This is a genomic window from Akkermansia muciniphila (assembly GCF_040616545.1).
Classification (GTDB): domain Bacteria; phylum Verrucomicrobiota; class Verrucomicrobiia; order Verrucomicrobiales; family Akkermansiaceae; genus Akkermansia; species Akkermansia muciniphila_E.
The window spans coordinates 1435161-1459737 of the sequence record NZ_CP156688.1 but is presented as its reverse complement, the minus strand read 5'-3'; the positions used below and the strand labels follow the sequence as shown (position 1 = coordinate 1459737).

The following is a 24577-nucleotide window of genomic DNA, read 5'->3' as shown; positions in this document are numbered from 1 at the left end:
GCTAATTTCCCGACAGGGCGCGCGCCTCAATCCAGACGTCTTCCCAGCTCCTGTCCCCCAGCGCCCCGTAAAGAGGATGGCCCCACAACCGCGCGCGCATGGCCGCCGGAGAAGCCAGCCCCAGCAGAAAACGCGTTAACTGGGAAGGGCGGGACAGCGCGGGCTTTCTCTGCGCCGCCAGTTCCATGACGGCGGAACGCAGTTCTTCCGGAACCGGGCCGGGCTCCTCCTCTTCCATCTCCGCGGGAACCGCACCGCAGCATGACGGACAGTGCCCGCAGGGGCCGGACGGTTCCCGGAAGCCGAAGTAGGCGTCCAGGCTCCTGTTAAGACAGGCGACGGCCGTCAGCGTGGAAACGCACGTTTTCCAGCGTTCCAGCCCGTTCAGCCGCGACCGGGAAAAATACCGCGCGAATTCCTCCGCGGTTTCCGCCGCATCAAAACCTTCGGAATGCAGATGAAGCGCTATCTGGCGCAGCTCCACCTTCCATTCCCCGGAAAGGGCCAGCTCGTCAAGCCAGGCGGCGGCCTCTTCCCATGAAATCCCCCACTCCGCGGCCAGGACCTCCACTTCCCCCTCCCGGCGGCCGTCCATCCATTGCAGGCGGGCGCTTTCTTCGCCATCACGGCCGCACAGGATTTCCTCCATCCGGAACAGAGGGCGCACCTTGTAATATTTGTATCCCCTGCCCTGCTCCCGCATGGAGCCGGAACGCTTCAGGTCAAACAGCATCCGGTCCACCGCCACATCCGGCAAATCATGAACGGCGGAAGCTTCATACAGGGAAACAACGTGCTCCCCCCTCCGGGACAGCAGGGACACCAGCCCCTTCACGCCGTGGCGGTCCGGTTCCGCCGCATGCAGGCGGTTGACCACGGCCACGCCGTCGCGGGCGGACAGCATCACCAGGCTGAAGGAGGGCAGCCCGTCGCGGCCCGCACGGCCGGATTCCTGCACATACGCCTCCAGACTGGCAGGCGGGTGGTAATGCACCACGGAGCGCACGTCCGGCTTGTCTATTCCCATGCCGAAGGCAATCGTCGCCACCAGCACGTCCGCCGCCCCCGTCAGGAATTCATCCTGCACCAGCCCCCGCGTTTCCGGAGGCATGCCCGCATGGTAGGATTTGACGGAAAAACCGCCCTGCCCCAATTCATAGGAGAGCCTTTCCGCATCCTTGCGCGTGCGCGTGTACACCACGGCGGGACGGTGGCCGCCCTCCTTCAAAAACTCAACCAGCCGAGCGGTTTTATCCTCCTCCTTCAGCGTTTCCACCTGGCGGACGATATTCGCGCGGTACGGCGGGGCGCGGAAAATGCATTCCTCCTTCACGTTGAAAAGGGAGGCCAGGTCACGGCACACCCGTTCCGTAGCCGTGGCCGTCAGAGCCATGACGCTGCGGAACCCATGCTTTTTGAAAAAACCGGGGAGTCCCAGATAATCCGGGCGGAAACTGTGCCCCCACTCCGAGAGGCAATGCGCCTCATCCACCACGAACAGGCCGGGAGGGACAAGTTCCATGGCCTGCCGCATCCACGGGGATTCCAGAGACTCCGGCGCGGCGAAAAGCAGGCGGACGGCTCCGGACTTCAGCCTGTCCAGCAGGGCGGCCTTTTCTTCCTCCTCCAGGGAGGAATCATACCGTGCCGCGGCCACGCCCAGTTTTTCCAGCCCGGCCACCTGGTCGCGCATCAGGGCGATCAGCGGGGAAACCACCACCGTCACTCCGTCTCCCAGCACTGCCGGAATCTGGTAACAAAGGCTCTTGCCGGACCCCGTGGGCAAAATGCCGATGCAGGAATTGCCTGCCAGCGCGCACTCCATCAGTTCCCGCTGCATGGGGCGGAACCGCTCCTTGCCGAACAAACGCAGCGTGTCTTCCAACGGGGAGGGATGCATGGCAGGAAGGATACCATAACGCAGAATCCCGGCAAAAGGAATCCTATGACATTGACACGGTGGCTTCATCCTATATCCTCCATGCAATATGAGACCCTTGAAAACCATCATCGCCGGAACTCTGGCCCTGCTGGCGGCAGCTCCTCTCACGGCCCAGACCAAGGCTGCGGAGAATAAAAAGCCGAATATCCTTTTCATCATTACGGACGACCACGCCTACCAGACGCTGGGCACCAGCAAGAATGATTCCCCCGTGGCCCTGCCCAATTTCAACAAGCTGGCCCGCCAAGGCATGGTCTTTGACCGCAGCTACTGCGCCAACTCCCTGTGCGGCCCCTCCCGCGCGTGCATCCTGACCGGCAGGCATTCCCACATGAACGGCTTTGTCTTTAACGGCCAGAGGCCACTGGACGGTTCCCAGCCCACCTACCCCAAAATGCTGCAAAAAGCCGGGTACCAGACGGGGCTTTTCGGCAAGTGGCACCTGGAATCGGACCCCACCGGCTTTGACACGTGGGAAATCTTCCCCGGCCAGGGCAGCTACTACAATCCGGACTTCATCAGCCTCAAGCCGAACGGAAAACGCCAAACGAAGCGCTTCCCCGGCTACGCCACGGACGTGGTCACGGACAAATCCATCCAGTGGCTGGAAAACCGGGACAAGGACAAGCCCTTCCTGCTCGTCGTGGGCCACAAGGCCCCCCACCGCGCCTGGTGCCCCGCCCTGCGCCACCTGGGCAAGGTGAACACCTCCAAACTGGCGCCGCCCGCCAATTTCCATGACGACTACGCCAACCGCCCGGAATTCCTGAAGAAAAACCAGCAGACCGTCGCCAGGCACATGGCTATTTATTCCGACCTCAAGGTACTCAAGGACCAGGTGCCGGAAGAGATGCGCAAGAGCATCGTCTCTCCCGGCTACGGCTGGGACCTGGGGGAAATCAACCGCATGACTCCGGAAGAAAAGAAAACCTGGACGGATTACTACGCCAAGCGCACCAAGTCCCTGGTGGACGGCATGAAATCCGGAAAACTGAAGGATCCGAAAGCTTTTGCGGAATGGAAATGGCACGCCTACATGGAAGACTACCTGGGCTGCTTGCTTTCCGTGGACGACAGCATCGGCCGCCTCATGAATTATCTGGACAAGGAAGGCCTTTCCAAAGACACGCTGGTCATCTACTGCGGCGACCAGGGCTTCTACATGGGCGAACACGGCATGTACGACAAGCGCTGGATTTTTGAAGAATCCCTCCGCATGCCCCTCATCATGAGATGGCCCGGCAAAATTCCCGCGGGCACCCGCAACAACGCCATGGTGCAGAACATCGACTATGCCCCCACCATCGTTTCCGCAGCTGGAGCGGACACCCCGGAAAACATGAACACCTTCCAGGGCGTTTCCCTCCTGCCCACGGCCTCCACAGGCAAAACGCCGGACAATTGGAGAGACGCCATCTACTATTGCTTCTACGAGAATCCCGGCGAACACAATGCCCCGCGCCACGACGGCATCCGGACGGACCGCTACACGCTTTCCTACATCTGGACCAGTGACGAATGGATGCTTTTTGACATGAAGAAGGACCCCATGCAGATGAAGAACGTCATTGACGATCCCGCCTACAAGTCCACCGTGGAAAAACTCAAGAAACGCTATCACGAGCTCCGCAAGGCCTACAAGGTCCCGGAAAACAGCCCCGGCGGAAAGGGGACGCCCATTCCCAAATTTGACGCTTCCTGGTAGGGAGCTGCCGCAACAGAACTTTTCTCAGGCGCCGGAAGATTCCGGCGCTTTTTTATTCCCTGGGGGTGCGCCCGGGAAACGGCTATTCCTCCTCCCCAGCCTTACCCGTAAAAACCTTTGCGGGGCCCCAGCCCGGCGATCTTGGACAGCTTATTCACAGCCTTCTCGCAAAAGGCAAATCCCTGGTGGGCGCAGGAAAGAAAAGTGAGCAAGGGCCTTTCCACCCTCTCCGCTCCCAGCTCTCCCAAAAAAAAGTCCGGATCCTTATCGTCAAATCCGGGATGCCGCAAAAAAGGGTGCCTCCCATCAAGGTGGATGACTCCCTTGCCGGAATACAGGCAATCCAGACGGTTCATGGCCGCAACAAGAGACCACAGCGTCTGGTCATGCGTATGGGCCGCAAAATTGTCACGGCAGCGGCTCTTTTCCTCCGGAGTTGGGGAAGACACCAGATTGAACTGCCGACATAATTCCATCCATTCACGAAGAATCCGGATGCTTTCTTCCGATTTTTTCAGAAAGCACGGGGTCGGCTGAATCAGGGGGCTATGCTCGAAATCCCTGATATCCAGATTCAATGCGTCAAAAACGCTCTGCTTGCACCACCTTGCCAAATCTCCCGTGTAATAGGAGATATTCACTCCCGGCAGGATGTCCTGCCCCTTCTCCTCCAGCCATTGGACAAGGGGCTGTACCGAATGGCGGAAAAGGGTTCCCGGCGGACGCCCCGCATCCGTGTAAAGCAAATAGTCCCCTTCCTGCATGCTGTCCAGTTCCCTGAGCATAATGAAGGGCTTCCAGCACCAGTAACCTGCCCCCTGCAAATGAGGGTCAAACCAGGGGACCTCGCGCCTGATGCCTGCGGACAGCAAGCGCCCCAGAGTCCAGAAGGACAATTCCACGGAAGGCTCCGCCAACTTTAAACTTTTCATCCGCATCCACTGCCGCCAGCGGTAGCCGCGTGTTGCAAAAGAACAATAACGAATAGCCATACGTGTTGATTCCTGGGTAAACGCATGGCCCTGGTAGAACATGGGCCATACTTCTCCACACCTGTTTCTAGCGAGTTGGTAATCCGCTGTCAATGGAAAATTTTAACGGAGAATGGATTCCGCATATTTGGCATGGAACGGAAAAGGATTTTTTACCTTTTACGGAGGATGGCCTGGACAGGTAACTTTTTCAGGGTTATATCCTTACAGGTTCTCTTTTATAGTTTTTAAAACAAGCGGATTACCAATCCACAGCCTTCGCCGGAAACTTGCCGGTAAACGCCTCCTTATATTCCCAAGCCCGCAGGAGCCGCGGCCCTTACGGCTGAAGCTCCGCGTGCATCCTCTTGTCAAGGTCCATGGCGGCGCCGATGGCCGCATCCATGTTGTAATATTCCCACTCCGCAAAACGCCCCAGCAGGTAAATGCCCCTGGGTTCCAGGCGGTCTTTCAGCTCCCGGATAAGGGCCCTGCTGGATGAATCCTGCACGGGATAGGTGTATTCCTCCCAATGATGGGCCAGATAGGCGGGAGAGAAGGGGATGAGCTCCAGTTGCGTCCGGATTTCCTCTTCCGTCATTTTCTCGGAAAACTCAATGGTGGCAGTGGTGACGTCCCCGTTATTATTGTTCCTGGAAAAATTCCCCGTGCAGATGATGCGGTGGGAACGGTGGGCCGGGGAGGGCATGTAAATCCAGCTATAGTCATTGGGGTCAATCCGGCACAGCACGGAGGTAGTCCCGTGGGAACGCAATGCCGAAATCCGGGGAAGGAACGGTTGCAGTTCATCCATGCCGGGGAAGCAGTCCGCAAGCTGCCTGGCATTTCCTGTAAAAACCACCCTGTCAAACAACTCTCCCTGCACGCGCCATTTCCCGTTCTCCGGGCGGATGCCCGCGGCCTGCGCCCCATAGACGACCTTCAAGCCATGCGCCAGCGTATCAGCCAGAAACTGGGAACCGCCGCGCTTTGCATAAAAGAAGGAGCTGTGCACCATGGTGCTTTCATTGATGCGCCCGATATTGTTCAGCAGAATTTCCGCCACGGTCGGCATGGGCAGCTTGTCTTCCAGCCAATCCATGGCGATTCCGTTGATGTCCTGCCGCCATACCTTGTTGTTGTAAGGCGTGAAATAAAGGTCGTTCAGGGTTTTTCCAAAACGGTTCAGGAAAAACTCTCCCAGGGAGCGGGGATCGGAAGGAGGATTCCTGTAAATCTCCAGCAGTTCATGGACAATGGAGGAACGGGCCTCCTCCGGGAACTGGTCCAGGTGGTTCTCAATGGGATAATCCACCACGTTCCCGCCCTCCAGGGAGATGACGGCACGGCGGCGGGCGGAAACAAAATCGCGTTCCTTGTCAAACCGGGACCAGAACCAGTCCAATACCTCCTGCCGCCGGGAATTGAACACATGGCCGCCCACCAGGTGGTACAAATGGCCCTGCACTTCCGCGCACTTGATCAGGCCGCCGGGGCGGCTGTCCTTCTCGTAAACCACTGCCTCATGCCCTTTTTTCAACAGCATTCCGGCCATGGACAATCCGGAAACTCCGGCTCCGATCACAGCATATCTCATCATGGAATAAAGAAAATCAATGGATTAAAGGCTCCGGCCGCCGAACTTGGACAATTTCACGGGATGGAGGTACAGGTAGTCCTCCGGAAAGGAGTCAAGCAGTTTGCCGATGTCTCCGGCGGAAGAGGAAACCAGCCCGTCAATGACGCCGCTCATGGACTCAAAGTGGTCCGGATTCTGCGGGAACCAGACGTTGCCGGACTTGTACTGCGTGTTTTCCAGCGTGGCCAGCCGCGTTTCCGGAAGAAGTTGCAGCGCCGTGGGGATAGCCAGCTCCACAAACATGTTCCACGCGAAAAACACTTCAAGAATCCGGCAAAAGTCGTCAAACTTCCCTTTCGGGATACAGAGAATATCCGAATAGCCAAAGACGACGGGGTAGGAATACGGGTACTTTTTAATCTTGTGCTTCCAATGGTTCAGGAGATGCCAGATTCTGCCCTTCAGCACTTTCCAATTGGCATGAATGCCGCCCCCGGGATTCCACTTGGGCATGAACATGCGCACGCGGGACAGTTCGTCATGCTGCATGAGGTTTCTGGATTTCAGAATCCGCCGGGCTTCTTCATAGGATGGAACATTTTTATTCACGCTCTCCGCATCAAGACCGGCGGGAGCCATGGAAAAACGGTGGGCTTCCACCGTGCCCCGGTAGCACAGGGGCAGGGAAACGTCCACAAATCCGTCAAGGTAGCACGTGTCGTCCCCCCGGATTCCCAGCAGGGGCGCCGTGGAAAACTCGTCAAACTCCGGGTTCAGCAGAAGGTCGTCTCCTATGATGAGGACATGGTCGCCGTCCAACGCCTTGATTCTCTCCCGCGCCTGTAAAATATAATGGTAAAATTGGAAGGAATTGCCGAATACCGGACATACGTCCGGATCATCCCCCTTATAATAGGGCATTAATTGAAGCAATGCGGAGAAACGCCCTGAATAAATCTCCCTGATGACCGGAATATTGCGGTTATACTGGTGGTTGAACAACACAACGAGAGCCGTTTTCTGGGGAGGGGAATCCATCGTACTTCAGATAGGGGAAACAATCCGCGCACTCCAACGTAAAGAATTGAAAAAACTAAGATTGCAAACTAAAAACATGCACCATTGAAATGGCTTCAGGGATAACAGTACGGATTTGCAAACCGGCGGCAAGCCATAAATTTGGGAAAGAGCATTTAAGACAAATTCTCCCCGGTGTTTCCGGACGCCGGAGGCCTTCAGCGCGGAGGCTGTTTTTGAAAGATATAGCCGGAAATCCCTCCTCACCTGCGTTTCAGGGGAATATTTTAAAATCCGGAAGATACTTGTTTCCATCATGTTGCGCCTGGAAGTCCACGGAAGGTATCTGATGGCGCCCCGTTTGAAAACGGTTTCCTTCTCCATGGAACGGATTGCAAATCCGTCCATGAAATACCGCTGCCGCAACCCGGAAACAAACCCTTTTCCGGACAAATAAAAAAGCTGTTCCACCGGGAGGGCCCTCCCGATGAAACAGCCGGAAAACGCAGAAATCCGCCAGCCTAATACCTGTAAAAGTCGGGCTTGTACGGCCCTTCCACCGGGACGCCGATGTAGTCCGCCTGTTCCGGACGCAGAACCGTGAGCTTGCAGCCGATCTTGCCGAGGTGCAGGCGAGCCACTTCCTCATCCAGCACCTTGGGCAGCACTTCCACGCCCGCGGGACGGTTTTCACGGGTGTTCCACAATTCCAGCTGGGCCAGCACCTGGTTGGCGAAGCTGTTGGACATCACAAAGCTGGGATGCCCGGTAGCGCAGCCCAGGTTGACCAGGCGCCCTTCCGCCAGCAGGTACAGGCTGTTGCCGGAGGGAAACGTATAGCGGTCCACCTGCGGCTTGATGTTGAGGTGCTTGATGCCGGGATAGGTCTGAAGCTTGTGTACCTCTATTTCATTGTCGAAGTGGCCGATGTTACACACAATGGCCTGGTCCTTCATCTTTTCCATGTGCTCCACCCGGATGATGCCGCAGTTGCCTGTGGTGGTCACGTAAATATCCGCCCAGCCCAGGGTGTCTTCCACCGTCAGCACGCGGTAGCCTTCCATGGCGGCCTGAAGGGCGCAGATGGGGTCTACTTCCGTCACCACCACCTGGGCGCCCATGCCGCGCAAGGACTGGGCACAGCCCTTGCCCACGTCTCCATAGCCGCAGACGACGGCCACCTTCCCGGCGATCATGACGTCCGTGGCGCGCTTGATGCCGTCCACCAGGGATTCACGGCACCCGTACAGGTTGTCAAACTTGGACTTGGTCACGGAATCATTCACGTTAATGGCCGGAATCAACAGGCGCCCCGCAGCCTGCATCTGGTACAGGCGGTGCACGCCCGTGGTCGTTTCCTCGGAAACGCCCTTCAGCTCAGGCAGCCAGCGGTGGAAAATGCCCGGCGTTTCCGCGGCGATCTTTTTCAGGAGGTCCTTGATGACTTCCTCTTCTTCCGATTCTGACGGGGTATTCACCCAGCCGGAGCCTTCCTCCATCTCATACCCGCGGTGAATGAGCAGGGTGGCGTCCCCGCCGTCGTCCACAATCAGCTGCGGGCCCAGGCCGTCCGGAAAGTTCATGGCCTTCCAGGTGCAGTCCCAGTATTCCCGGAGCGTTTCCCCCTTCCAGGCGAACACGGGCGTGCCGGATTCCGCAATGGCGGCGGCGGCATGGTCCTGGGTGGAAAAGATGTTGCAGCTGGCCCAGCGGACTGTGGCGCCCAGGGCCGTCAGCGTCTCAATCAGCACGGCCGTCTGCACCGTCATGTGCAGGGAGCCCATGATGCGCACGCCCTCCAGGGGCTTTGCGGCGGCGTACTTTTCACGCACGGCCATCAGGCCGGGCATTTCATGTTCCGCGATGTCCAGTTCCTTGCGTCCGAAATCCGCCAGGCTGATATCGCGCACCTTGTAATGTTCCGTTTCTGAAAACATGTCTGTAAACGTTGTCGTAGGATTAATGAAGAAGTTGTTTCAGGGAGGCCAGGCGCTTTTCGTCCAGTTGTTCCCAGGGAAGCTCCGGATTGGTGAAATGCCCGTAATGCGTCGTCTTCCGGTAAATGGGCCGCAGCAGGTCAAGTTGTTCCACCATGTCCGCGGGCTTGAAGGAGAAAATGCCTTCCAGCGCGTTTTCAATGGCTTTTTCCTCTACCTTCCCGGTACCGAAGGTATCCACCCGGATGGAAACGGGGGTGGGGTAGCCGATGGCGTAGGCCACCTGCAATTCACACTTGTCCGCCAGCCCGGCGGCCACGATATGCTTGGCAACCCAGCGGCACATGTACGCCGCGGAGCGGTCCACCTTGGACGGGTCCTTCCCGGAGAAGGCGCCGCCGCCGTGGCGGCCCATGCCGCCGTACGTGTCCACAATGATCTTGCGGCCCGTCAGGCCGGAATCCCCATGGGGACCGCCTACCACGAACTTCCCCGTGGGATTGATGAAGTACTCCGTCCTGTCATCCAGCAGTTCCGCAGGAAGCACGTTTTTAATGAGTTTGACGCAGTAATTGTAAATCGTATCATGGTCCACTTCCTCCGTGTGCTGGGTGGAGATGACCACATTCTCAATATGCACGGGGCGTCCGGCCTCGTCATAAGCCACGGCCACCTGGGACTTGCAGTCCGGTCGCAGCCAGTCCACATGCCCGCGCTTGCGGCGCTTGGCCAGTTCAATGAGCAGCTTGTGCGCGAACACGATGGGAGCGGGCAGCAACTCCGGAGTTTCATTCGTGGCGAAGCCGAACATGATGCCCTGGTCCCCGGCGCCCTGTTCCGCGTGGCCCTTGCCCTCCGCCTCCCGGGCGTCCACGCCCTGGGCGATATCCGGAGACTGTTCCGTAAGCAGGTTCGTGAAAAAGACGGTATCCGCATGGAAAACGTCGTCGTCCTGCCGGTTGCAGTACCCGATCTCCCGGATGGCCTGGCGGGCGATTTTTTCCGGATTGATCACGGCCTTGGTCGTCAGTTCTCCGGCAATGATGACCATGTTGCTCTTCACCAAAGTTTCGCACGCGACGCGGCTAGTTTTGTCTTGAGCCAGGCAGGCGTCTAAAATAGAGTCGGAAATGTAGTCGGCCACCTTGTCCGGATGGCCTTCTCCAACGGATTCCGACGTGAAGATGTGAGGGTTGTTTTTACTCATATCGATAAATCTCGATGCGTTGATATATTATTCCACCATGAAGTCAATCCTAAAAACGCTCAAACTCCTGACGGACCCCACCCGCCTGCGCATCATCAACGTTCTGAATGAAGAATCCCTGAGCGTTGCGGAGCTTCAGGAAATCCTCGGCATGGGGCAGAGCCGCATCTCCACCCAGCTCGCCCAGCTCCGGCAGGAAGGAGTGGTGGAAGACACGCGCTCCGGAAAAAACGTTTTTTACACGCTCTCCCTGGCCAACGACCTGCACAACGTAGCCCTGAAAGCCTGCGAGGAACTGCCGGAAGCGGAAACGGACAAAAAGGCCCTCCAGGTCATTCTGGACAAGCGCAAGAACCGCACGCAGGCCTACTTTGACGAAGTGGTGTGCCGTCTGGGCAAAAATTACGCGCCGGGCCGTTCCTGGAAGGCGCTGGCCGGAGCCCTGCTCCGCATCCTGAACTATGACGTGGTGGCGGACCTGGGCGCCGGGGAAGGCTTCGTCTCCCAGCTCATTTCCCCCAGCGCCAAGCAGGTGATTGCCGTGGACAACTCCCCCAGCATGGTGGAACTGGGGCAGGAGCTGGCGCGCAAGCACGGGCTGGACAATCTGGAATACCGCCTGGGCGACATTGAAGCGCCGCCCATTGAGCCCGGCACCGTGGACCTGGCCCTGCTCAGCCAGGCCCTGCACCATGCGCAAAAACCTGTCAGGGCCCTGGAGGCCGCATGGAACATCCTGAAACCGGGCGGCTGCCTGGTGGTGCTGGACCTGCTCCAGCACGGGCAGGAGGAAGCGCGGGACCTGTACGCGGACCGCTGGCTGGGGTTCACGCCCGCTGCGCTGGAAAGCATGCTCAAGGAAGCCGGATTCCGGAACATCCATACGGACATTGTGGACCGGGAGCCGGAACCACCCCATTTCCAGACCCTGATGGCGGCGGCCTGGAAGCCGTGAAAACAGGCCCCAATCATTTTCCGGCCTGTAATTACCAATAAAAACGGACAAGCCGTTCAATTTCAGACAAAATGCTGTGGGAAAGCCGCTCAGCAGATATGAGCGTTAAATCCGCACTAATCATTTCAGGCGGCGTTCTTGCATCTGCCCTGGGCGTTTACTGGATAGCCTCCCCGCGGGAACCCTCTCCCGAAGAACTGTACCGGCAATACATGGAGCTTTCTCCCTTTGAACAGTTTGAACAGAAGGAAGAACTGCTGAAAAAAGCGGCGCAGGCCGGCTATGTTCCCGCCATGCGCCAGATGGCGGATCATAATTTCCTCTCCAAAAGCGATCTTAAACCCGATGAATACAATTACTGGATTAAAAAAGCGGCGGACCATGGAAATCCGCAGGCCCAGTATGAAGCTTTCACGGAATGCGTCTCGGAGAACGCTTTTGAAATCATTTCCTACCTGGTACAGGCTGACAGGCAGTGCTACGCTCCCGCCTCCTTGGAACTGGGACGGTTGCATGCCTGTGGAGCCGAGGAATACGGCATCATGCGGGATGAACGTAAAGCCATGGAGTTTTATCAAAAAGCCGCTGCCCTGAATCATCCGGAAGCCCTTTATCTGCTTTATCTGATGGAAAAACTGGAAATTCCGTCCAGGGAGGAAGCGGAACGGCGCCCGGACGCCTATGCCCGCTATCTTCAACAGGCGCAGCAGCAGAAAGCGTTCCCGATCATGCCTCCCTGCATGGACGGGGAAGATCCCCGGAACCGCCAATCCGAGGGGCGTATCAGGGAGGTGCTAAAAACCTACCTGCCGCAAAACCCGAAAGCTATTGAATGGATTCAAAAAAGCTACAGGTAAAAAATGATAGGTCTTACTCCCGGTCCTCCGGAGTCCTTTCCGCGGGAAAGGGGCGTTTGCCGGATTGCAGGGCCTCCCGCACTTCCCGGACAATGTCCATCATCTGCTCCGGGGACAGTTCCTCCTTGCCTTCCACCTCTTCATCCACCAGCGCTTTCATCTCTTCCAGAAGATGCTCCGGCTCCAGGCGGTAATTGAGCAATACCCGGAAAAGCTCCCTTCCGGCCTCCTGCAAGGGAACCGGGGGGAAATCCTTCACGCTTTTCAAATCTTTCTCTTCAAAGGAATTCAGGAGTCCGGCATAACGGCGGAACGCGCGCTTGAATTCCTCCGGACACCCGGCCATGTCTACCGCGGCAAGATACCGGCGGAAGGAAATCTCCGCCGTCAGGTGAAGGGCGTCCTCCCCCGTGGATTGCGCCAGCCAGGTCTCCTTCTGCTTCAAATGCACGAGCAGAAGGACCTTCCGCATGGCTTCCCGCTGTTTGCCCTTGGGGCCCTTCTTCAATTTGACCAGGTCCAGGTCCAGCTCCGCGGCATCGGGGCTTGCCACATCCTGGGCCGGAGACACTCCGAGGACCGCCGCCATCAGGACAAACGGCAGCCACTTCCCCATGCATTCCCGGATATGGACCATTGCGGTCAGCAATTACATGAAAAGAGCCGCAAAAGCAATCCAAATCCAACGGCTCCCGGAGGCGGAGGCCATCCGTGCCCGGAGAACCGCCAGAGCGGGGTTCATGCCATCCGGGGAGATTGACGGAAAGGCGGCCGTATGAGAAAAAGCGGTCTATGCTATTCGCAGTAGTGATTTTCCTTTCCGTGGTCGTGCTCGGCGTCATTGCCGCGCTGCGCTTCACCAAGGGCGTCATTCCGCTGCGCACTTATGAATCGCGCGAGCTGCCGGGCTTCCCCGGCCCCACGGGACTGATCCGGCGCCTGGACGGCGCGGAAAAACGCCAGAGGAAACTGGCGGAGGCCCGTTTTCCCGGCGTGGATGAAAACGGCCTTATCAGCCTGCCCCCCGCGTGGGAGGGCAAGGTGACCGCGGGGAGGCTGGCCTGCGTGGCCCACACCTGGGCCATGAGCAGCCTGGTCAGGGAAGACCCTGCGGCGGCCAAGGTCCGCAAGACCGCCTCCGGCCGCGCCACGATGATTCCCTTCTTCACGGCGCTCATCCTGCTGGGGATGCTGGCAACCGGGCTGTTGAAGTTCCAGGTTGCGCTGGCTATCGGGCTGGCCTGCTGGGCCTTTTTCACCTTCTCCGCCCTTCCCTCCCAGTTCCGTGAATGGAAAGCGGCGGAAATAGCCAAGTCAGGGCTGAAAGAGGCCGGACTGTGGCCCCTGCTGCCCTCTGACGCCATGGCAGTGGACCAATGCTTAAAGGCGCTGTCATGGTGCAATGTGGCGGGATTCCGGCGCATTCTGCCCAGATAGGGATGCGCCGTGGCGGCGGCGCGCATTTTTGCGGCTAATCCGGCTTTTGAGAGAAAAAAACTTGAAACGGGGGTGCGGGTAACCCACTCTTCCAACGTCGTCAAAATTCACTCTCTTCTGCATGAACGAGTCCGCCAACCCAATCATCAAGTACTTTTCCGAGTTCAAAATCCTAAAGACCGTATCCAAAGATTTCTGGCTCACCAACGTCGTCCAATTCTTCGACGGCATGGCCTACTTCTCCCTGATTACGGTATTCGTCCTCTACCTGACGGACTATTGCAGCTTCAACGATGCGGACGCGGCCCTGTGGGTGGGGCTGTACACCCTGTTCATCTCCGCCTTCGTCTTTGCGGTGGGCTCCATTTGCGACATCATCGGCATACGGCGCACGTACCTGATCGGATTCATCATCCTCATCGTCGGGCGTCTCATCATGGGCTTCGGGCCGGACCTCAGCCCCACCGTGGACTCCGGGAGGCTGGTGGTCATGACAGGGATTCTGATCATGTCCTTCGGCACGGCATTCATGTCACCCGTCATCCAGACCTCCATCCGGCGCTTCGCCCCGCTGAATGCGCGCGCCACGGGGTTCAATATCTATTACCTGCTGATGAACATCGCCGCCGTGATTGCGAACGTGTTCCTGATTGAATTCTTCCGCAAGCACTTCGGCGCCGTGGACGGCGGCTACTGGATCATCAACTTCGGCACGCTGATGGTGCTGCTGGGCTGCATCACCACCCGCTTCATTGATGAAGACAACTACGCGGAACCCAGTGAAAAGGAGGCCAACCTGAAAGCTCCCCTCCGGCGGCCCCTGCAGCTTTTCCGGGAAGTGTGGAAGGAATCCGCCTTCCGCAAGCTTATCCTCTTCCTGGTGCTGACCATGGGAGTGCGCATCGTCTTCACGCTGCAATTCCTGGTCATGCCCAAATACTACGTGCGCACCCTGTATGATGACTTTGCCATCGGCTCCATCAATGCCATCAACCCGGCCATCATCGTCTCCGGCCTCATTCTGCTCATTCCGGTGCTGGGGCGCTTCTCCACCGTCAGCCTCATGATCGTGGGCATGTCCATCTCCGCCTTTTCCCTTGTCTTTATGGCCATTCCCATTGAATGGTACTATGTGGTGCCCGGCATTGAAACACGCTCGCAGGCGTATCTGGTAGCCATTGTGACGCAAATTCTGGTATTCGCGTTTGGGGAACTGCTGTTCTCCCCGCGCTTCTCGGAATATGTGGCCCGCGTGGCGCCCAAGGACAAGGTGGCCTCCTACATGTCCCTGGCGGCGCTGCCCATGTTCATCGCCAAGCCCATCAACGGCATCATCGGAGGCCTGCTCGTCGCCTACCTCTGCTATGACGGCATCTGCGCCAAGATGGATACCGGGCACATCGGCTTCTGGGATTCACCCGAATTCATGTGGACCATTTACCTGGCCATGGCCGTCATCAGCCCCATCGCCATCATCATGACCCGCAAGACCATCACCTCCGACCACCCGGAGGAAGATGCGGACTCCCCGCCCATTGCGGCCATTGAGACGGAAATGGACCCCGCCGTTACGGCGGAAGAACTCACGGAAGCCAACTCCTAACCTCACGAGACCATGAACCAGCACACGCGCAACATCATTGTGGATTCCCTCATCCTGGTGGCTTTCAGTTCCATTCTGGGCGGCATCAGCCTGGTGGTTTCCAAATCCTTCTCCGGAGACCCCAATCCGGCCCTGGACCTCATCACCGTGATGAAAAAGGCGGAGGCCAAGGAAGTCAATGCCTCCTCCGAACAGGAGGAACAGGAAGCCAGGGTCAAGGGAATGAAGGAATTCGACCAAACCCTGGAAGAAGGGGAGCAACTGGCGGCGAAGGAAGGAAAAGCCTTCGTCAACATGACGGACCCCCACGGCAGGACGCCCGTCATGTGGGTATGCTACGCCAACTATAACAACATTGAAACCACGCTGAAACTGGAAGCCAAGCGCGCGCCCTACCTGGGCCGCCTGCTGGAAGATCCCCGCGTGGAGATCGACCAGAAGGACAAGGACGGATGGACCGCCCTGCACTGGGCCTCCTGGAGCGGGCTGGACCGCCTGTCCGACATGCTGATTGAAAAGAAAGCGGACATCAACAACCGGGAAGGCAACGGCTTTACGCCGCTGATGCTGGCGGCCATGCGCGGCAACTTCCAGGTAGCGGCCCTGCTGCTGGAAAAAGGGGCAGACATGAATGCCGTCAACAAATTCGGAAAGAACGCCCTTCAACTGGCGGAGGAAGGGGCCCTGGCCTACCAATCCAGCTTTGACCTGACCAAGACGGAAGTTTCCAAGGCCCCGGTGAGCACCTTCACGCAGGCTTATGAAAAAGCCGTTGCAGCCCTCTCGCCCGAACACGCCCACGAATTCATGGAAGCCATGAGCAAGGCCGTAGGGCGCCAGTCCTTTGTAGAAACGGAGTACGTGCTCCAGCTCATTACGCGCTCCCTGATCTCCAGAAATCTGCTCACGGAAGAACAGGCCGGAAAATTCAAGGAGGAAATCACCGGAGCCGTAGCGGAAAACTCCCAGATCATTGACGTCCGCGGTGTAGCCTTTGAACACACTGTGGATATATTAAAGGAGGCGGCTGATAGAAACCATTGATGATTTCAACAATCAGCCACCTCCCATCCATTTTTTGAAATATCTATTTCAACTCACTCTTGCGGTTTTTTTCATCGCCTGTAATCCCAGTTAGCATCAAAATCTCTCCGATTTATCCATTTCCTTACTTCATCAATCGATCAATTTTTTATCCATTCTATAAAATCATCCATCCCGTCGGAGAATACCTTCAGCGCCACCACTTCTTTCGGCCCAGTGTAGGATTTATTGCCCCACACATATCCGTCACCCTGGTCTTCATCCATGAAGATTTCCGTCAAATCATTCAATTTGACTCTCATATCCCATAAAAAGCCCGATTTCATAGGTAACCCAGGAGATAAATCAAGAGGAGCAGTTAGCTCATCCCCAGACAACTTGTGATAGTACAGGCAAAAACTTTTCACCCGTTTTTCATAAAAATTTCTGAGTTGCTCTAATGATATTCTCTTTTCTTCGTAAGCGGAAATGAATCTTTTTAGGTCCTGCTGCAGTTGCAGAACTTCATTCTTTATCCTTGTAGCTTTTTTAGAAGGACTTTCTTGTATATCCATCATTTCAGTTTGTTTTTCAATGTTCTTTACATCCTCTGCTGCGCAGGCGCCCCATGCCAGGAAAGGATACAGGCTGATGGTTATTATTTTCGTTCTCATACCCTTTATTTTCTTGGTTGGTAGGTGGTCAATAGTTTTTATATTAATATTTAGAGGAGGGAAAATTTTCCCTCCTCTAAAGCTCCCATATTTTAATTTATAATCATGGACAACACACAAAGTAATCCATTAGATAAAAATAGGAGAAAACAACTATTCATCCATTCCTTTATCATATGATCTAAACAGGTAGAATTCAGTATATCCAACAAGACCTCCAATCACTCCAGCCAGCATGATGAAATAATTATTTTCAGCATTAAGCATACGAGACAATAAAAATCCCATAACCACACCAACAATCAGTCCGGAAAAACAAGAGACTGCACGATTTATTTCACCAGCAAAAATACGCCAGATCACCCAGCTAACAACAGCCAGTAAAAATGTTACTGGAAATGAAAACACTACAATAGCCAATCCCGCCATTGCTGAGAGCTCCGAGTTAGATAAACACATGGAATATCCAGCACCAATAAGCCAAGGAGCCAACGCGCAAATCAATATGAAGTGAACTATATTATATACTATTTGCATTGAGAATCATTAAGTAACATATTCCAACCTACATCAGCGCCTCCTTCGGGAAGCCCCAAAAAAGGAACAAACCCTCGACTGGCGTAACAATTTATATGTGCTTTTAGCCTACAGTTATTTCTTTCTGAACAACATGATATATTTTGGCATTGGCTTTCAGCATTCGCCAAACACATAGCTGTTGAAATCACTGCAATTGAAAATTGGTATCTTTTCAAAAAATCGATGCATATAGATTTTGCTGCTGTAGGATAGGAGTCTGAAACTTCTGAAGAATTTTGACACACACATTCGGCGCGGGTATGGAATAGTTACAAAATACTGAGGCCATCTCATCTGGAGTAAGAGGCACGGATGGAGGCGTACCGGGCGGAGTGTATTCACCACTCGGCCATACATTACCACCGCCAGGCGTCGGAGTAGGAAATTCTGGATGTGGACAGGTAGTCCAAAACCTAAGCCACATCAGACCTGGAAATAACCAGCCACACGCCTTAATCCGTCCGCCAAATAGGGCTATGCGTTCTGTCAGATCGTAACTTGTAGCTTGGGTAGTTTGCATGAGGCCTACATACACGGTCATTGAGAGTGCCCTCCTGGCTACATCGCGTAAGAGGTCTTATGGCGGTTAATTCATGATCAATTCACAAGCATATAATAATTATCCCGATCCTTGATCACATATTCTAATGATTGAGACCCGTCATATTTAAATTCACAATAAATTAAATTACTATATTTCTTTTCTCCACGCGGAGTTTTAAATATTATATCAAATTTAAAATAATTTAAAAATACAATATTTTCATCTTCTAGAATTCCCAAAAAATGCTCATTAGAGAAATTGTAAGGAAACTCTTTTTTAAGAGAGATTCGTATGTTTTTACTATTTCTATATTCAGAAATAGAATTATTTTTTACTGCGTCCCTAAAATATGACTTAATTTTATTCAGCTCATATTTCACCATTGCTTTTGTTGGTTCCATGTATGTGAGGGAGCCCCCCAGATAATCACAATTATCCCAATTCCCCAACCCATTTTTCCTGGCTTCATCATTCCAGAAAAAATCTTCATTTATACAAATAGAATATGTATCCTCATAAAAGGTCTGCATATCCGATTTATTTGTTCTTGGAGTGCAATTATATAATAATAGAACTAAAAAATAAACTACAATATTTTTAATATTACGCATCGCTTGTCTCAGTTTTTGTAGGAATAAACTTATAATGGCATGGATTCTTGATCGACTGATCAATTTTGAAAGAAATCAAATTTTCCATCACAGGATTTTTCCCCTCGTTTTGATAGCATGAAACCACCTTAATCAGTTCATTTTTCCTCCATTCCCCAAAAATAGGATCTTCTTTATGAATTGTATCCTGATCAGCAAATAGAGATATGCCAGTTTCTTTATGTCCATGTGTTAATATTACTATTTTATCATATTTTTCTCCATTTTTTAATTCTTCAAGAGCTTTATTAACAGCAGCAACCGTATCTTTTTTAGTGGTATAGTTATTGTACGAACTTTCACCTTCTCTTTTTATTTTAGATATAAGCTCTTCTGCACTTCCCTTATATGATTTTCCGTCTACAGTAACTTCCCATTTTCCTAAATATTGATTAATCATTTTTACAGAAATGGGTGAGCCATTCTTACTTTCTTCCCATCTCTTCAAAGTATTTTTCATACCTTGAATGATTTTATTATAAATTTCAAAATTTATTACATCCCACTCTGGCAATGAAGAAATAATAATAATTTTATTTCCCAGGTTATCTTTATAAATCAAAGGATTGTTTTTTACAAATCCATATAAATTCCATCCTCCCTGTTCAGCGATAGAGTCACGGTTAATCCATCTGCCATCAGCAGGATTATAATGGCGGTAGTTGTAATAGATCATATCCAATTCTTCGTCGTTCATCTCACTACTCCACTGCACAGGTTGAATAAGGTTTCCTGTTGAGGCAACTTGTCCATATGGCGAGTAGTCATAGGCAACTGCCATCGTTCCTTCCTCATCGAACAACTCCGTGACGTTCTTGTTGAAGTCATGACCATAGCAGTACAGGGCGTTGTCCTGCACCAAGGCTAAAGGCCGGGTGGCTATTGATTTCATCGGATCCCATAAAATAGTACGCAGTACGTTCTGGTTATTGAGCATGTCAAGAGCGGCTATCTGCAAATAGCCCCGATAGATGTAACGCTTGTGACTTCTGACAATTCCATCAACCATGACCTTTTTCATGTGCCGGCGTCCCTGATGATCATAATCACATTCCACCGCAATACGACCGTCCAGGCTTGTAAAACTCACCGGACGGTTGGCGGCATTGTAAACTATCGTCCAGATTGCCGTGGATGTTTTCACCAGTGTCTGATTGCCCGCAGCATCAAATTGAGGAATGAAAGGTATTTCTTCATTCTCCGCAATACTCGCGTACTGGTTAAGTTCATTGGCTGTATAAACAAGCTCTTCCTCCAGATTCAAGGCGGTTTTACGATTACCGATGTTATCATAATCATAACCATAAACCCTTCCTCCCAAAGAAGCGCTGACTAGTTCGTTGCGACCGTTGTAGTTGAAATGATCGCTTCGAGCTTGTTCCGATTCCCGTTGTTGCATGTGAAATGCCGGCCGGCCCAATGCATCATAACTCCGTGTACGGGCAACAAGAACGTTTTCTCCCAAACGAAGACTAATGCCAGTGCTCAAATCACGATGATCTTCATAGTCCAGGTACTTGACGATTCCATTAGGCATCGTCAAGCGGGAGAGCATGTTCGTTCCCTGCAAGTAACCGTACGTAAAGCTCTGTTCCATTCCACCATGTACAATAGTAGCAATTGCAAGTTGCCCATTCGATCCGTAATGCTGCCGGATGTCTTGGATTGTCTGTGTTCCCTTATTGAGAGTGTAACCCGCACTGCGTCCCAGAATATCGTGGGTTTCAGTCAGGAGGTAACTTGTTCCATTGATGGTTATATTTTCCGTTTCCGGTTCAGCGTACTGATTATAGCCGATGGTTCGCGTTCCGGACCCGTCAGTCACTTGAAAAAGCTGGTTGAGCGGATTCCAGAGCATGTTGATTGCCGGCGTTCCGTCGCTGTAAGTAATGGAAGTATTGGTTCCCTTTTTAAAGTTATAGCCCCAGGCGGTAGTAATTCCCCTGGCGTCAGTAAAAGCCGCCTTCATGTTAAGAGCGTTGTAGGTGGTGTCTTCATGTGTCCCGTCCGCATAGGTTTTCTTAATGACCAGTCCTGTGGCTTCATCATAACTCCAAAGGGTAGTGTCGCCGTCAACACGTCCGGATGGATCGTCAGTAATGTTTCCTTCATTCTCCCGGAAAGTCGTCAGGCTCGTCATCCGGTCGGCGTCATCATATTCAAAAAGCACCGGTTGGACGGCTGTGCCATATTCTGCTTTTTTACGTCCTCGGATATCGTAAGTCGAGCAGTTTGTTTTTCCCAACGCATTGGTGATGCAGGAAGGTTGATCCAAATTCGGATGATAAGTTGTTGCCACGGTGTTCCCTGCCGAATCCGTGACAGAGATGGTGCGGCCGGCAGTGTCCGTCCGGGTGGTAACTACATTGCCACGGGCATCCGTGTGTGTAGAGATAATTCCTGTTTCCGTATAAGTACGGGTGGCGGTTGTCGTCACTCCGGCATTGTTTACCGCACTTGTTACGAAACCATCCACCGTATGCGAGATGGCCGTCACAGTGGAAGAAGGAATGATACCCTTTCTGTTTCTGATGGCAGATCCGGCATATTCCGTCCATTGCGTTATCGTATTTCCTCTCGGATCAATGGAAAGAGTCTTGCTTTCCAAGGCAGCGGAAAGAGAAGAGATCAATGACTTTTCCGTTTCCTTATAGGTTGCTCCGTTCCCGTTATTCCTGATCACTGTCATGAAACGATAGGCTCCGTCCTGTCCCTGCTCCACACCATATTCCCATGTGGTAATGCGGGAGTTGGCAAGTGTAGGGCTATCTTCCAGCTTCCATGTTTCTTTTACTACATTGCCGAATCCGTCATATTCCCGTAACGTAGGTGCCATGCTCGTGGCAGCATTTCCGGCATCCACTTGTTCCCTGGTTATCTGCCCCTTGGCATTGTAGGTATAGCGCGTATAAATAACGCCTCCTGCCGTATTGGGCACTCCCGTTCGCAATATTTCTCCAAAGCCGTTAACTATATTTTTCCGGATTTCTGTTTCCGTTTCTGGAGAAACGGCTCTGACGCTGGTGCGGATACCATCATTAACCAGGTCCATGATGGCAAGAGTGTGCCGCTGCCCTGTTCCGCTTTGCTCCAGGATCGTACCATCCGAAGCGGAGCGTGTGATGAGTGTAGCTCCTGAAGGCAATGTTTTCGTCACTGTCAGACCGTCGGAGCTGTAGGCATAAGCAGTCGCACGGCCCAATATATCGGAGGAAGCAATAGTCCTGCCTATCAAGTCATAACTTGTAGCTTGGGTAGTTTGCATGGGGCCTGCATACACGGTCGTTGAAAGCGCTCTACCGGCTGCATCGCGTATGTAAGAGGTGATTATTTCCGGGGTAATTACGGTTTCTCCGTCTACGACGGCAGAACGCGAAGTTTCCACCAACTGGCGCGCCGTGTCATACGCGTAGTCAATCCGTACTTCATCTTCATCTTTTTCCCACAACGTGCGGCCGTCACACATGAGGGCACGTTCCGTAATGCGCCCGTTTCCGCGCGTTCTTTTTACCCATCGGTTTTGCGTATCAAATTCATAATCCGCACTATCAGTAAGCGCCCATTCTCCATCGGAAAGCAATACGTAGCTTTCTTCCCGTACACGCTGCCCTTGTGCCGTGATCCAGGTGGTTTTCCGGGTACTTTGTCCTGCGATGGATTCTCCATTGACACGCGTCTCTTCCGTTTCCGTATAGAGAGCCCCGTGTTCATTTGCCGCAGCATAGTCGTACCAAGTCTGTACTCCGTTGACCGTCTGGGCCATCCGGACACGGCCCCGGGCGTATGGGTTAGGAGCACTTGCCAGCCATTGTTCCGTTACTGTCAGGCGCGTTCCCGTTGCTCCAAGAGCAACAGCGCGCTTTTCCATCCTTTTGACGTGGTTGGATACAGTGTATTTATAAGCCTCGCGCACAAGTTGCTTAGCTTTACCTGTCGCTGGAAACAACCGCACTACTTTTTCAGCAACTTCCCCGTTGAAGTTGTCCTCCGCCGAATGGGCGTAGGTAATGTCCGTCTTTCTGCGGCCGTTTTCTCCCCAGGGTTCGTCTGTCCTGATGACGCGGCCCTGTGCATCGTAAAGCCATGTCCATAGACTCCCGTCGGGCTTCGTTTCCTTACAGAGACGCCCCGCGGCATCGTATTCATAGTGCGTTGTCAGTTCCTGCTCCGAACCATAGCCTTCTACCCGCGTGAGCAGCAAGTCCCCCACATCCGTCGTCTGGTACACTTCACCAACGCGTGAAGCTGACAGATTGTTTTTACTCTTCTCCGTGACCAACTGCCAAACGGTAGCTTCCAGCTCTGTATGAGTGCGGAAAGTAGTGACTGCTTCCTCCCCGGCCCCTTGCTGCATGTTCCAGGCCAAACCGTTCTTCCACCAGGTAACGGCATAAGGCTGCCTCTCCGGCGTTTGTTCCGTAATTGTGAAGCGGCTTTCGTCACGGGAGAGGGAAAGCACGAATGTCTTAAAGGGAGGGCCAGTGACCGTATATAAGCCAGATTCATCCATTTCTCCTATTTGAGCCGATGTATAAAGGGCAATCACATAACCGGTTTCCGTGATGGTTTCCACGTTGAGCAAGCCATCCCACAAGTTCCATATCTGGCGCAGGGAGCCATCTTCCGCACGCTTGATGTTCAGATACGCCGACGTATTGGAGATGGTTTGCTGGTCCGCCGTAGTGTAGGAGAGCAGGCTTCCAGTCATGGAGGAGAAGAGGTAGGTTTCCCCCGCAGCGGTCCGCCAGCGCAGGCTGCTTTGTTGTTCTTCCGTAATCAGGGAGGCTTTGCCACCGCCCGACGTATCTATGCCAATGGGAGCAACCGAACCGTCGTTGTAACAGCGCATGGCTATCACACGGTCTCCCCGTACCAGGTCAAACCGGGTTCCGGGAACAATTCCGCCTTCCGGTATGTTCAGATAACTGGCCAGAGGATGGTTATAGGCAAGGGAAACCGGAGTTTCCAAGCCGGAGACATTCTCCTGCGCCCTTAATTCCACACGTCCGGAAGGCATTTCTCCAATCCCCCTGAAAGAGCCGAAGTTGCATGACCAGTACATGAGCGTTGCCGTACTGTCTGCCTGGACATTGCATCCTGCGGAAGAAAAGTTTTGAGCATTAGCACTGCGTCCCGCCCGGACAGCCGGTCCAGACGGAGAACCTCCATCTCCGTTGCAAGTATCTCCTTCACAGGGGCAAGGTTCAGGTTTTTTTTGACCGCCGGGTTCAATGGGGCGCACATCAAGAGTATAGCGGCATACAGCTACGTTGCCCTTAGGATTGGAATATTTGATGTTTTCATTGCTAGTAACCAGATGATGATTTCCCGATTCCACCTTGCAAGTTCCTGAGAGCGTCCACTCCGTATGGCCGCCTTCCGGCCCGGCCTCCTGCCCGTGTGTAGAGCTTGTCATATCCACTACCAGGATATCGTCTATTTTGGCATCCCCCCAGTCGTCCTCCGTCAGCTTGACATCACATTTGGCCTGGATAGGAATTTGATTGCCCTGTTCGTCCGTTTCAAAGGGAACTTCAAACTCAAAGGGATAGAGTGCGATTGAGTCGGCGGGACCACTGGGCGGCCCAACTTTCTTTCCGTCCTGGTGGCTGATAGGCCACTGAGGGGCATCATTTGTTCTCATTGCAGCCCGCAACGCAGGGCGTGGCATAAAACGGGAAGGTTCAAACCACTTGGTATAAGAAGATATTTTGTCTTTCATGTTTGTAGAGTCATTAATGTTTTCCAGGCCTGTTTTTGGCCTTCCTTGTCCTGTTATGAAAAATATTCCTGAATATCAACATGATTCTCAGGTTATTTCCAATTCCAATACGTTTTATAGCTCCTATTGAAAATAGTATGAAAAATCCCTCCTACTCACGCTTCCGGCATCCGTC

The 24577-nt window shown here is 53.7% G+C and carries 17 protein-coding genes; 6 read left to right on the top strand and 11 right to left on the bottom strand.

The genetic code is table 11. From position 1 onward, the window contains the following. Position 1 precedes the first annotated feature (1 nt). On the bottom strand, positions 2–1900 hold the full coding sequence (locus ABGM91_RS05980) for a RecQ family ATP-dependent DNA helicase (RefSeq protein WP_354834633.1): 1899 nt from the start codon (positions 1898–1900) through the stop codon (positions 2–4). 88 nt (positions 1901–1988) lie between these two features. On the opposite strand from ABGM91_RS05980, the gene ABGM91_RS05975 reads away from it, so the two are divergent. After that, the gene (locus ABGM91_RS05975) at positions 1989–3647 is read left to right on the top strand and encodes a sulfatase (protein WP_354834630.1); all 1659 of its coding nucleotides are present in this window, start codon (positions 1989–1991) and stop codon (positions 3645–3647) included. A gap of 101 nt (positions 3648–3748) precedes the next feature. On the opposite strand, the gene ABGM91_RS05970 is transcribed toward ABGM91_RS05975, so the two are convergent. From ABGM91_RS05970 to metK, 5 genes are all read right to left on the bottom strand, one after another. Further along, positions 3749–4579, bottom strand: coding sequence for a hypothetical protein (locus ABGM91_RS05970; RefSeq protein WP_354834627.1), 831 nt, complete (start codon positions 4577–4579; stop codon positions 3749–3751). Positions 4580–4958: 379 nt separating this feature from the next. Further along, positions 4959–6218 (bottom strand): NAD(P)-binding protein, encoded by a 1260-nt coding sequence (locus ABGM91_RS05965; protein WP_354834624.1) that lies wholly within the window; start codon positions 6216–6218, stop codon positions 4959–4961. A 21-nt stretch (positions 6219–6239) separates the two neighbouring features. Further along, on the bottom strand, positions 6240–7235 hold the full coding sequence (locus ABGM91_RS05960) for a hypothetical protein (protein ID WP_354834621.1): 996 nt from the start codon (positions 7233–7235) through the stop codon (positions 6240–6242). A gap of 500 nt (positions 7236–7735) precedes the next feature. Continuing rightward, on the bottom strand, positions 7736–9151 hold the full coding sequence (ahcY, locus tag ABGM91_RS05955) for an adenosylhomocysteinase (RefSeq protein WP_215427629.1): 1416 nt from the start codon (positions 9149–9151) through the stop codon (positions 7736–7738). A gap of 22 nt (positions 9152–9173) precedes the next feature. Then, positions 9174–10358, bottom strand: a complete 1185-nt coding sequence (metK, locus tag ABGM91_RS05950) for a methionine adenosyltransferase (protein WP_354834618.1) — start codon at positions 10356–10358, stop codon at positions 9174–9176. A 37-nt stretch (positions 10359–10395) separates the two neighbouring features. Here metK and ABGM91_RS05945 point away from each other — a divergent pair, with 37 nt between their 5' ends. Then, on the top strand, positions 10396–11313 hold the full coding sequence (locus tag ABGM91_RS05945; RefSeq protein ID WP_215427633.1) for a metalloregulator ArsR/SmtB family transcription factor: 918 nt from the start codon (positions 10396–10398) through the stop codon (positions 11311–11313). Positions 11314–11411: 98 nt separating this feature from the next. Beyond that, positions 11412–12170, top strand: coding sequence for a tetratricopeptide repeat protein (locus ABGM91_RS05940; RefSeq protein WP_354834614.1), 759 nt, complete (start codon positions 11412–11414; stop codon positions 12168–12170). Between the two features lie 13 nt (positions 12171–12183). Here ABGM91_RS05940 and ABGM91_RS05935 read toward each other — a convergent pair whose 3' ends face one another. Beyond that, the gene (locus ABGM91_RS05935; RefSeq protein WP_354834611.1) at positions 12184–12807 is read right to left on the bottom strand and encodes a hypothetical protein; all 624 of its coding nucleotides are present in this window, start codon (positions 12805–12807) and stop codon (positions 12184–12186) included. Between the two features lie 155 nt (positions 12808–12962). Here ABGM91_RS05935 and ABGM91_RS05930 point away from each other — a divergent pair, with 155 nt between their 5' ends. The 3 genes from ABGM91_RS05930 (at position 12963) to ABGM91_RS05920 (ending at position 16254) form a co-directional block, all read left to right on the top strand. Beyond that, the gene (locus ABGM91_RS05930) at positions 12963–13607 is read left to right on the top strand and encodes a hypothetical protein (RefSeq protein WP_215427639.1); all 645 of its coding nucleotides are present in this window, start codon (positions 12963–12965) and stop codon (positions 13605–13607) included. A gap of 121 nt (positions 13608–13728) precedes the next feature. Continuing rightward, positions 13729–15210 carry an MFS transporter gene (locus ABGM91_RS05925; RefSeq protein ID WP_102737124.1) on the top strand — a complete coding sequence of 494 codons (1482 nt, stop codon included), beginning with the start codon at positions 13729–13731 and terminating at the stop codon, positions 15208–15210. 12 nt (positions 15211–15222) lie between these two features. After that, positions 15223–16254, top strand: coding sequence for an ankyrin repeat domain-containing protein (locus ABGM91_RS05920; RefSeq protein WP_354834607.1), 1032 nt, complete (start codon positions 15223–15225; stop codon positions 16252–16254). 140 nt (positions 16255–16394) lie between these two features. Here the strand turns inward: ABGM91_RS05920 and ABGM91_RS05915 are convergent, their stop codons facing one another. The 4 genes from ABGM91_RS05915 to ABGM91_RS05900 form a co-directional block, all read right to left on the bottom strand. Then, positions 16395–16907, bottom strand: a complete 513-nt coding sequence (locus ABGM91_RS05915) for a hypothetical protein (protein ID WP_354834604.1) — start codon at positions 16905–16907, stop codon at positions 16395–16397. A 153-nt stretch (positions 16908–17060) separates the two neighbouring features. Continuing rightward, positions 17061–17444: a hypothetical protein gene (locus ABGM91_RS05910; protein WP_215427647.1), complete on the bottom strand. Its 384-nt coding sequence runs from the start codon at positions 17442–17444 to the stop codon at positions 17061–17063. Positions 17445–18083: 639 nt separating this feature from the next. Further along, complete coding sequence (locus tag ABGM91_RS05905; protein ID WP_354834601.1) at positions 18084–18560, bottom strand: hypothetical protein; 477 nt, start codon at positions 18558–18560, stop codon at positions 18084–18086. A gap of 73 nt (positions 18561–18633) precedes the next feature. After that, entirely contained in the window at positions 18634–24402 is a 5769-nt protein-coding gene (locus ABGM91_RS05900; protein WP_354834598.1) for an RHS repeat-associated core domain-containing protein, read from the bottom strand. Positions 24403–24577 lie beyond the last annotated feature (175 nt).

Coding starts and splice junctions, on each gene's coding strand:
- ABGM91_RS05980 (WP_354834633.1), bottom strand. CDS start 1,900: ATGCATCCCTCCCCGTTGGAAGACACGCTGCGTTTGTTCGGCAAGGAG.
- ABGM91_RS05975 (WP_354834630.1), top strand. CDS start 1,989: ATGAGACCCTTGAAAACCATCATCGCCGGAACTCTGGCCCTGCTGGCG.
- ABGM91_RS05970 (WP_354834627.1), bottom strand. CDS start 4,579: ATGAAAAGTTTAAAGTTGGCGGAGCCTTCCGTGGAATTGTCCTTCTGG.
- ABGM91_RS05965 (WP_354834624.1), bottom strand. CDS start 6,218: ATGATGAGATATGCTGTGATCGGAGCCGGAGTTTCCGGATTGTCCATG.
- ABGM91_RS05960 (WP_354834621.1), bottom strand. CDS start 7,235: ATGGATTCCCCTCCCCAGAAAACGGCTCTCGTTGTGTTGTTCAACCAC.
- ahcY (WP_215427629.1), bottom strand. CDS start 9,151: ATGTTTTCAGAAACGGAACATTACAAGGTGCGCGATATCAGCCTGGCG.
- metK (WP_354834618.1), bottom strand. CDS start 10,358: ATGAGTAAAAACAACCCTCACATCTTCACGTCGGAATCCGTTGGAGAA.
- ABGM91_RS05945 (WP_215427633.1), top strand. CDS start 10,396: ATGAAGTCAATCCTAAAAACGCTCAAACTCCTGACGGACCCCACCCGC.
- ABGM91_RS05940 (WP_354834614.1), top strand. CDS start 11,412: ATGAGCGTTAAATCCGCACTAATCATTTCAGGCGGCGTTCTTGCATCT.
- ABGM91_RS05935 (WP_354834611.1), bottom strand. CDS start 12,807: ATGGTCCATATCCGGGAATGCATGGGGAAGTGGCTGCCGTTTGTCCTG.
- ABGM91_RS05930 (WP_215427639.1), top strand. CDS start 12,963: ATGCTATTCGCAGTAGTGATTTTCCTTTCCGTGGTCGTGCTCGGCGTC.
- ABGM91_RS05925 (WP_102737124.1), top strand. CDS start 13,729: ATGAACGAGTCCGCCAACCCAATCATCAAGTACTTTTCCGAGTTCAAA.
- ABGM91_RS05920 (WP_354834607.1), top strand. CDS start 15,223: ATGAACCAGCACACGCGCAACATCATTGTGGATTCCCTCATCCTGGTG.
- ABGM91_RS05915 (WP_354834604.1), bottom strand. CDS start 16,907: ATGAGAACGAAAATAATAACCATCAGCCTGTATCCTTTCCTGGCATGG.
- ABGM91_RS05910 (WP_215427647.1), bottom strand. CDS start 17,444: ATGCAAATAGTATATAATATAGTTCACTTCATATTGATTTGCGCGTTG.
- ABGM91_RS05905 (WP_354834601.1), bottom strand. CDS start 18,560: ATGCAGACCTTTTATGAGGATACATATTCTATTTGTATAAATGAAGAT.
- ABGM91_RS05900 (WP_354834598.1), bottom strand. CDS start 24,402: ATGAAAGACAAAATATCTTCTTATACCAAGTGGTTTGAACCTTCCCGT.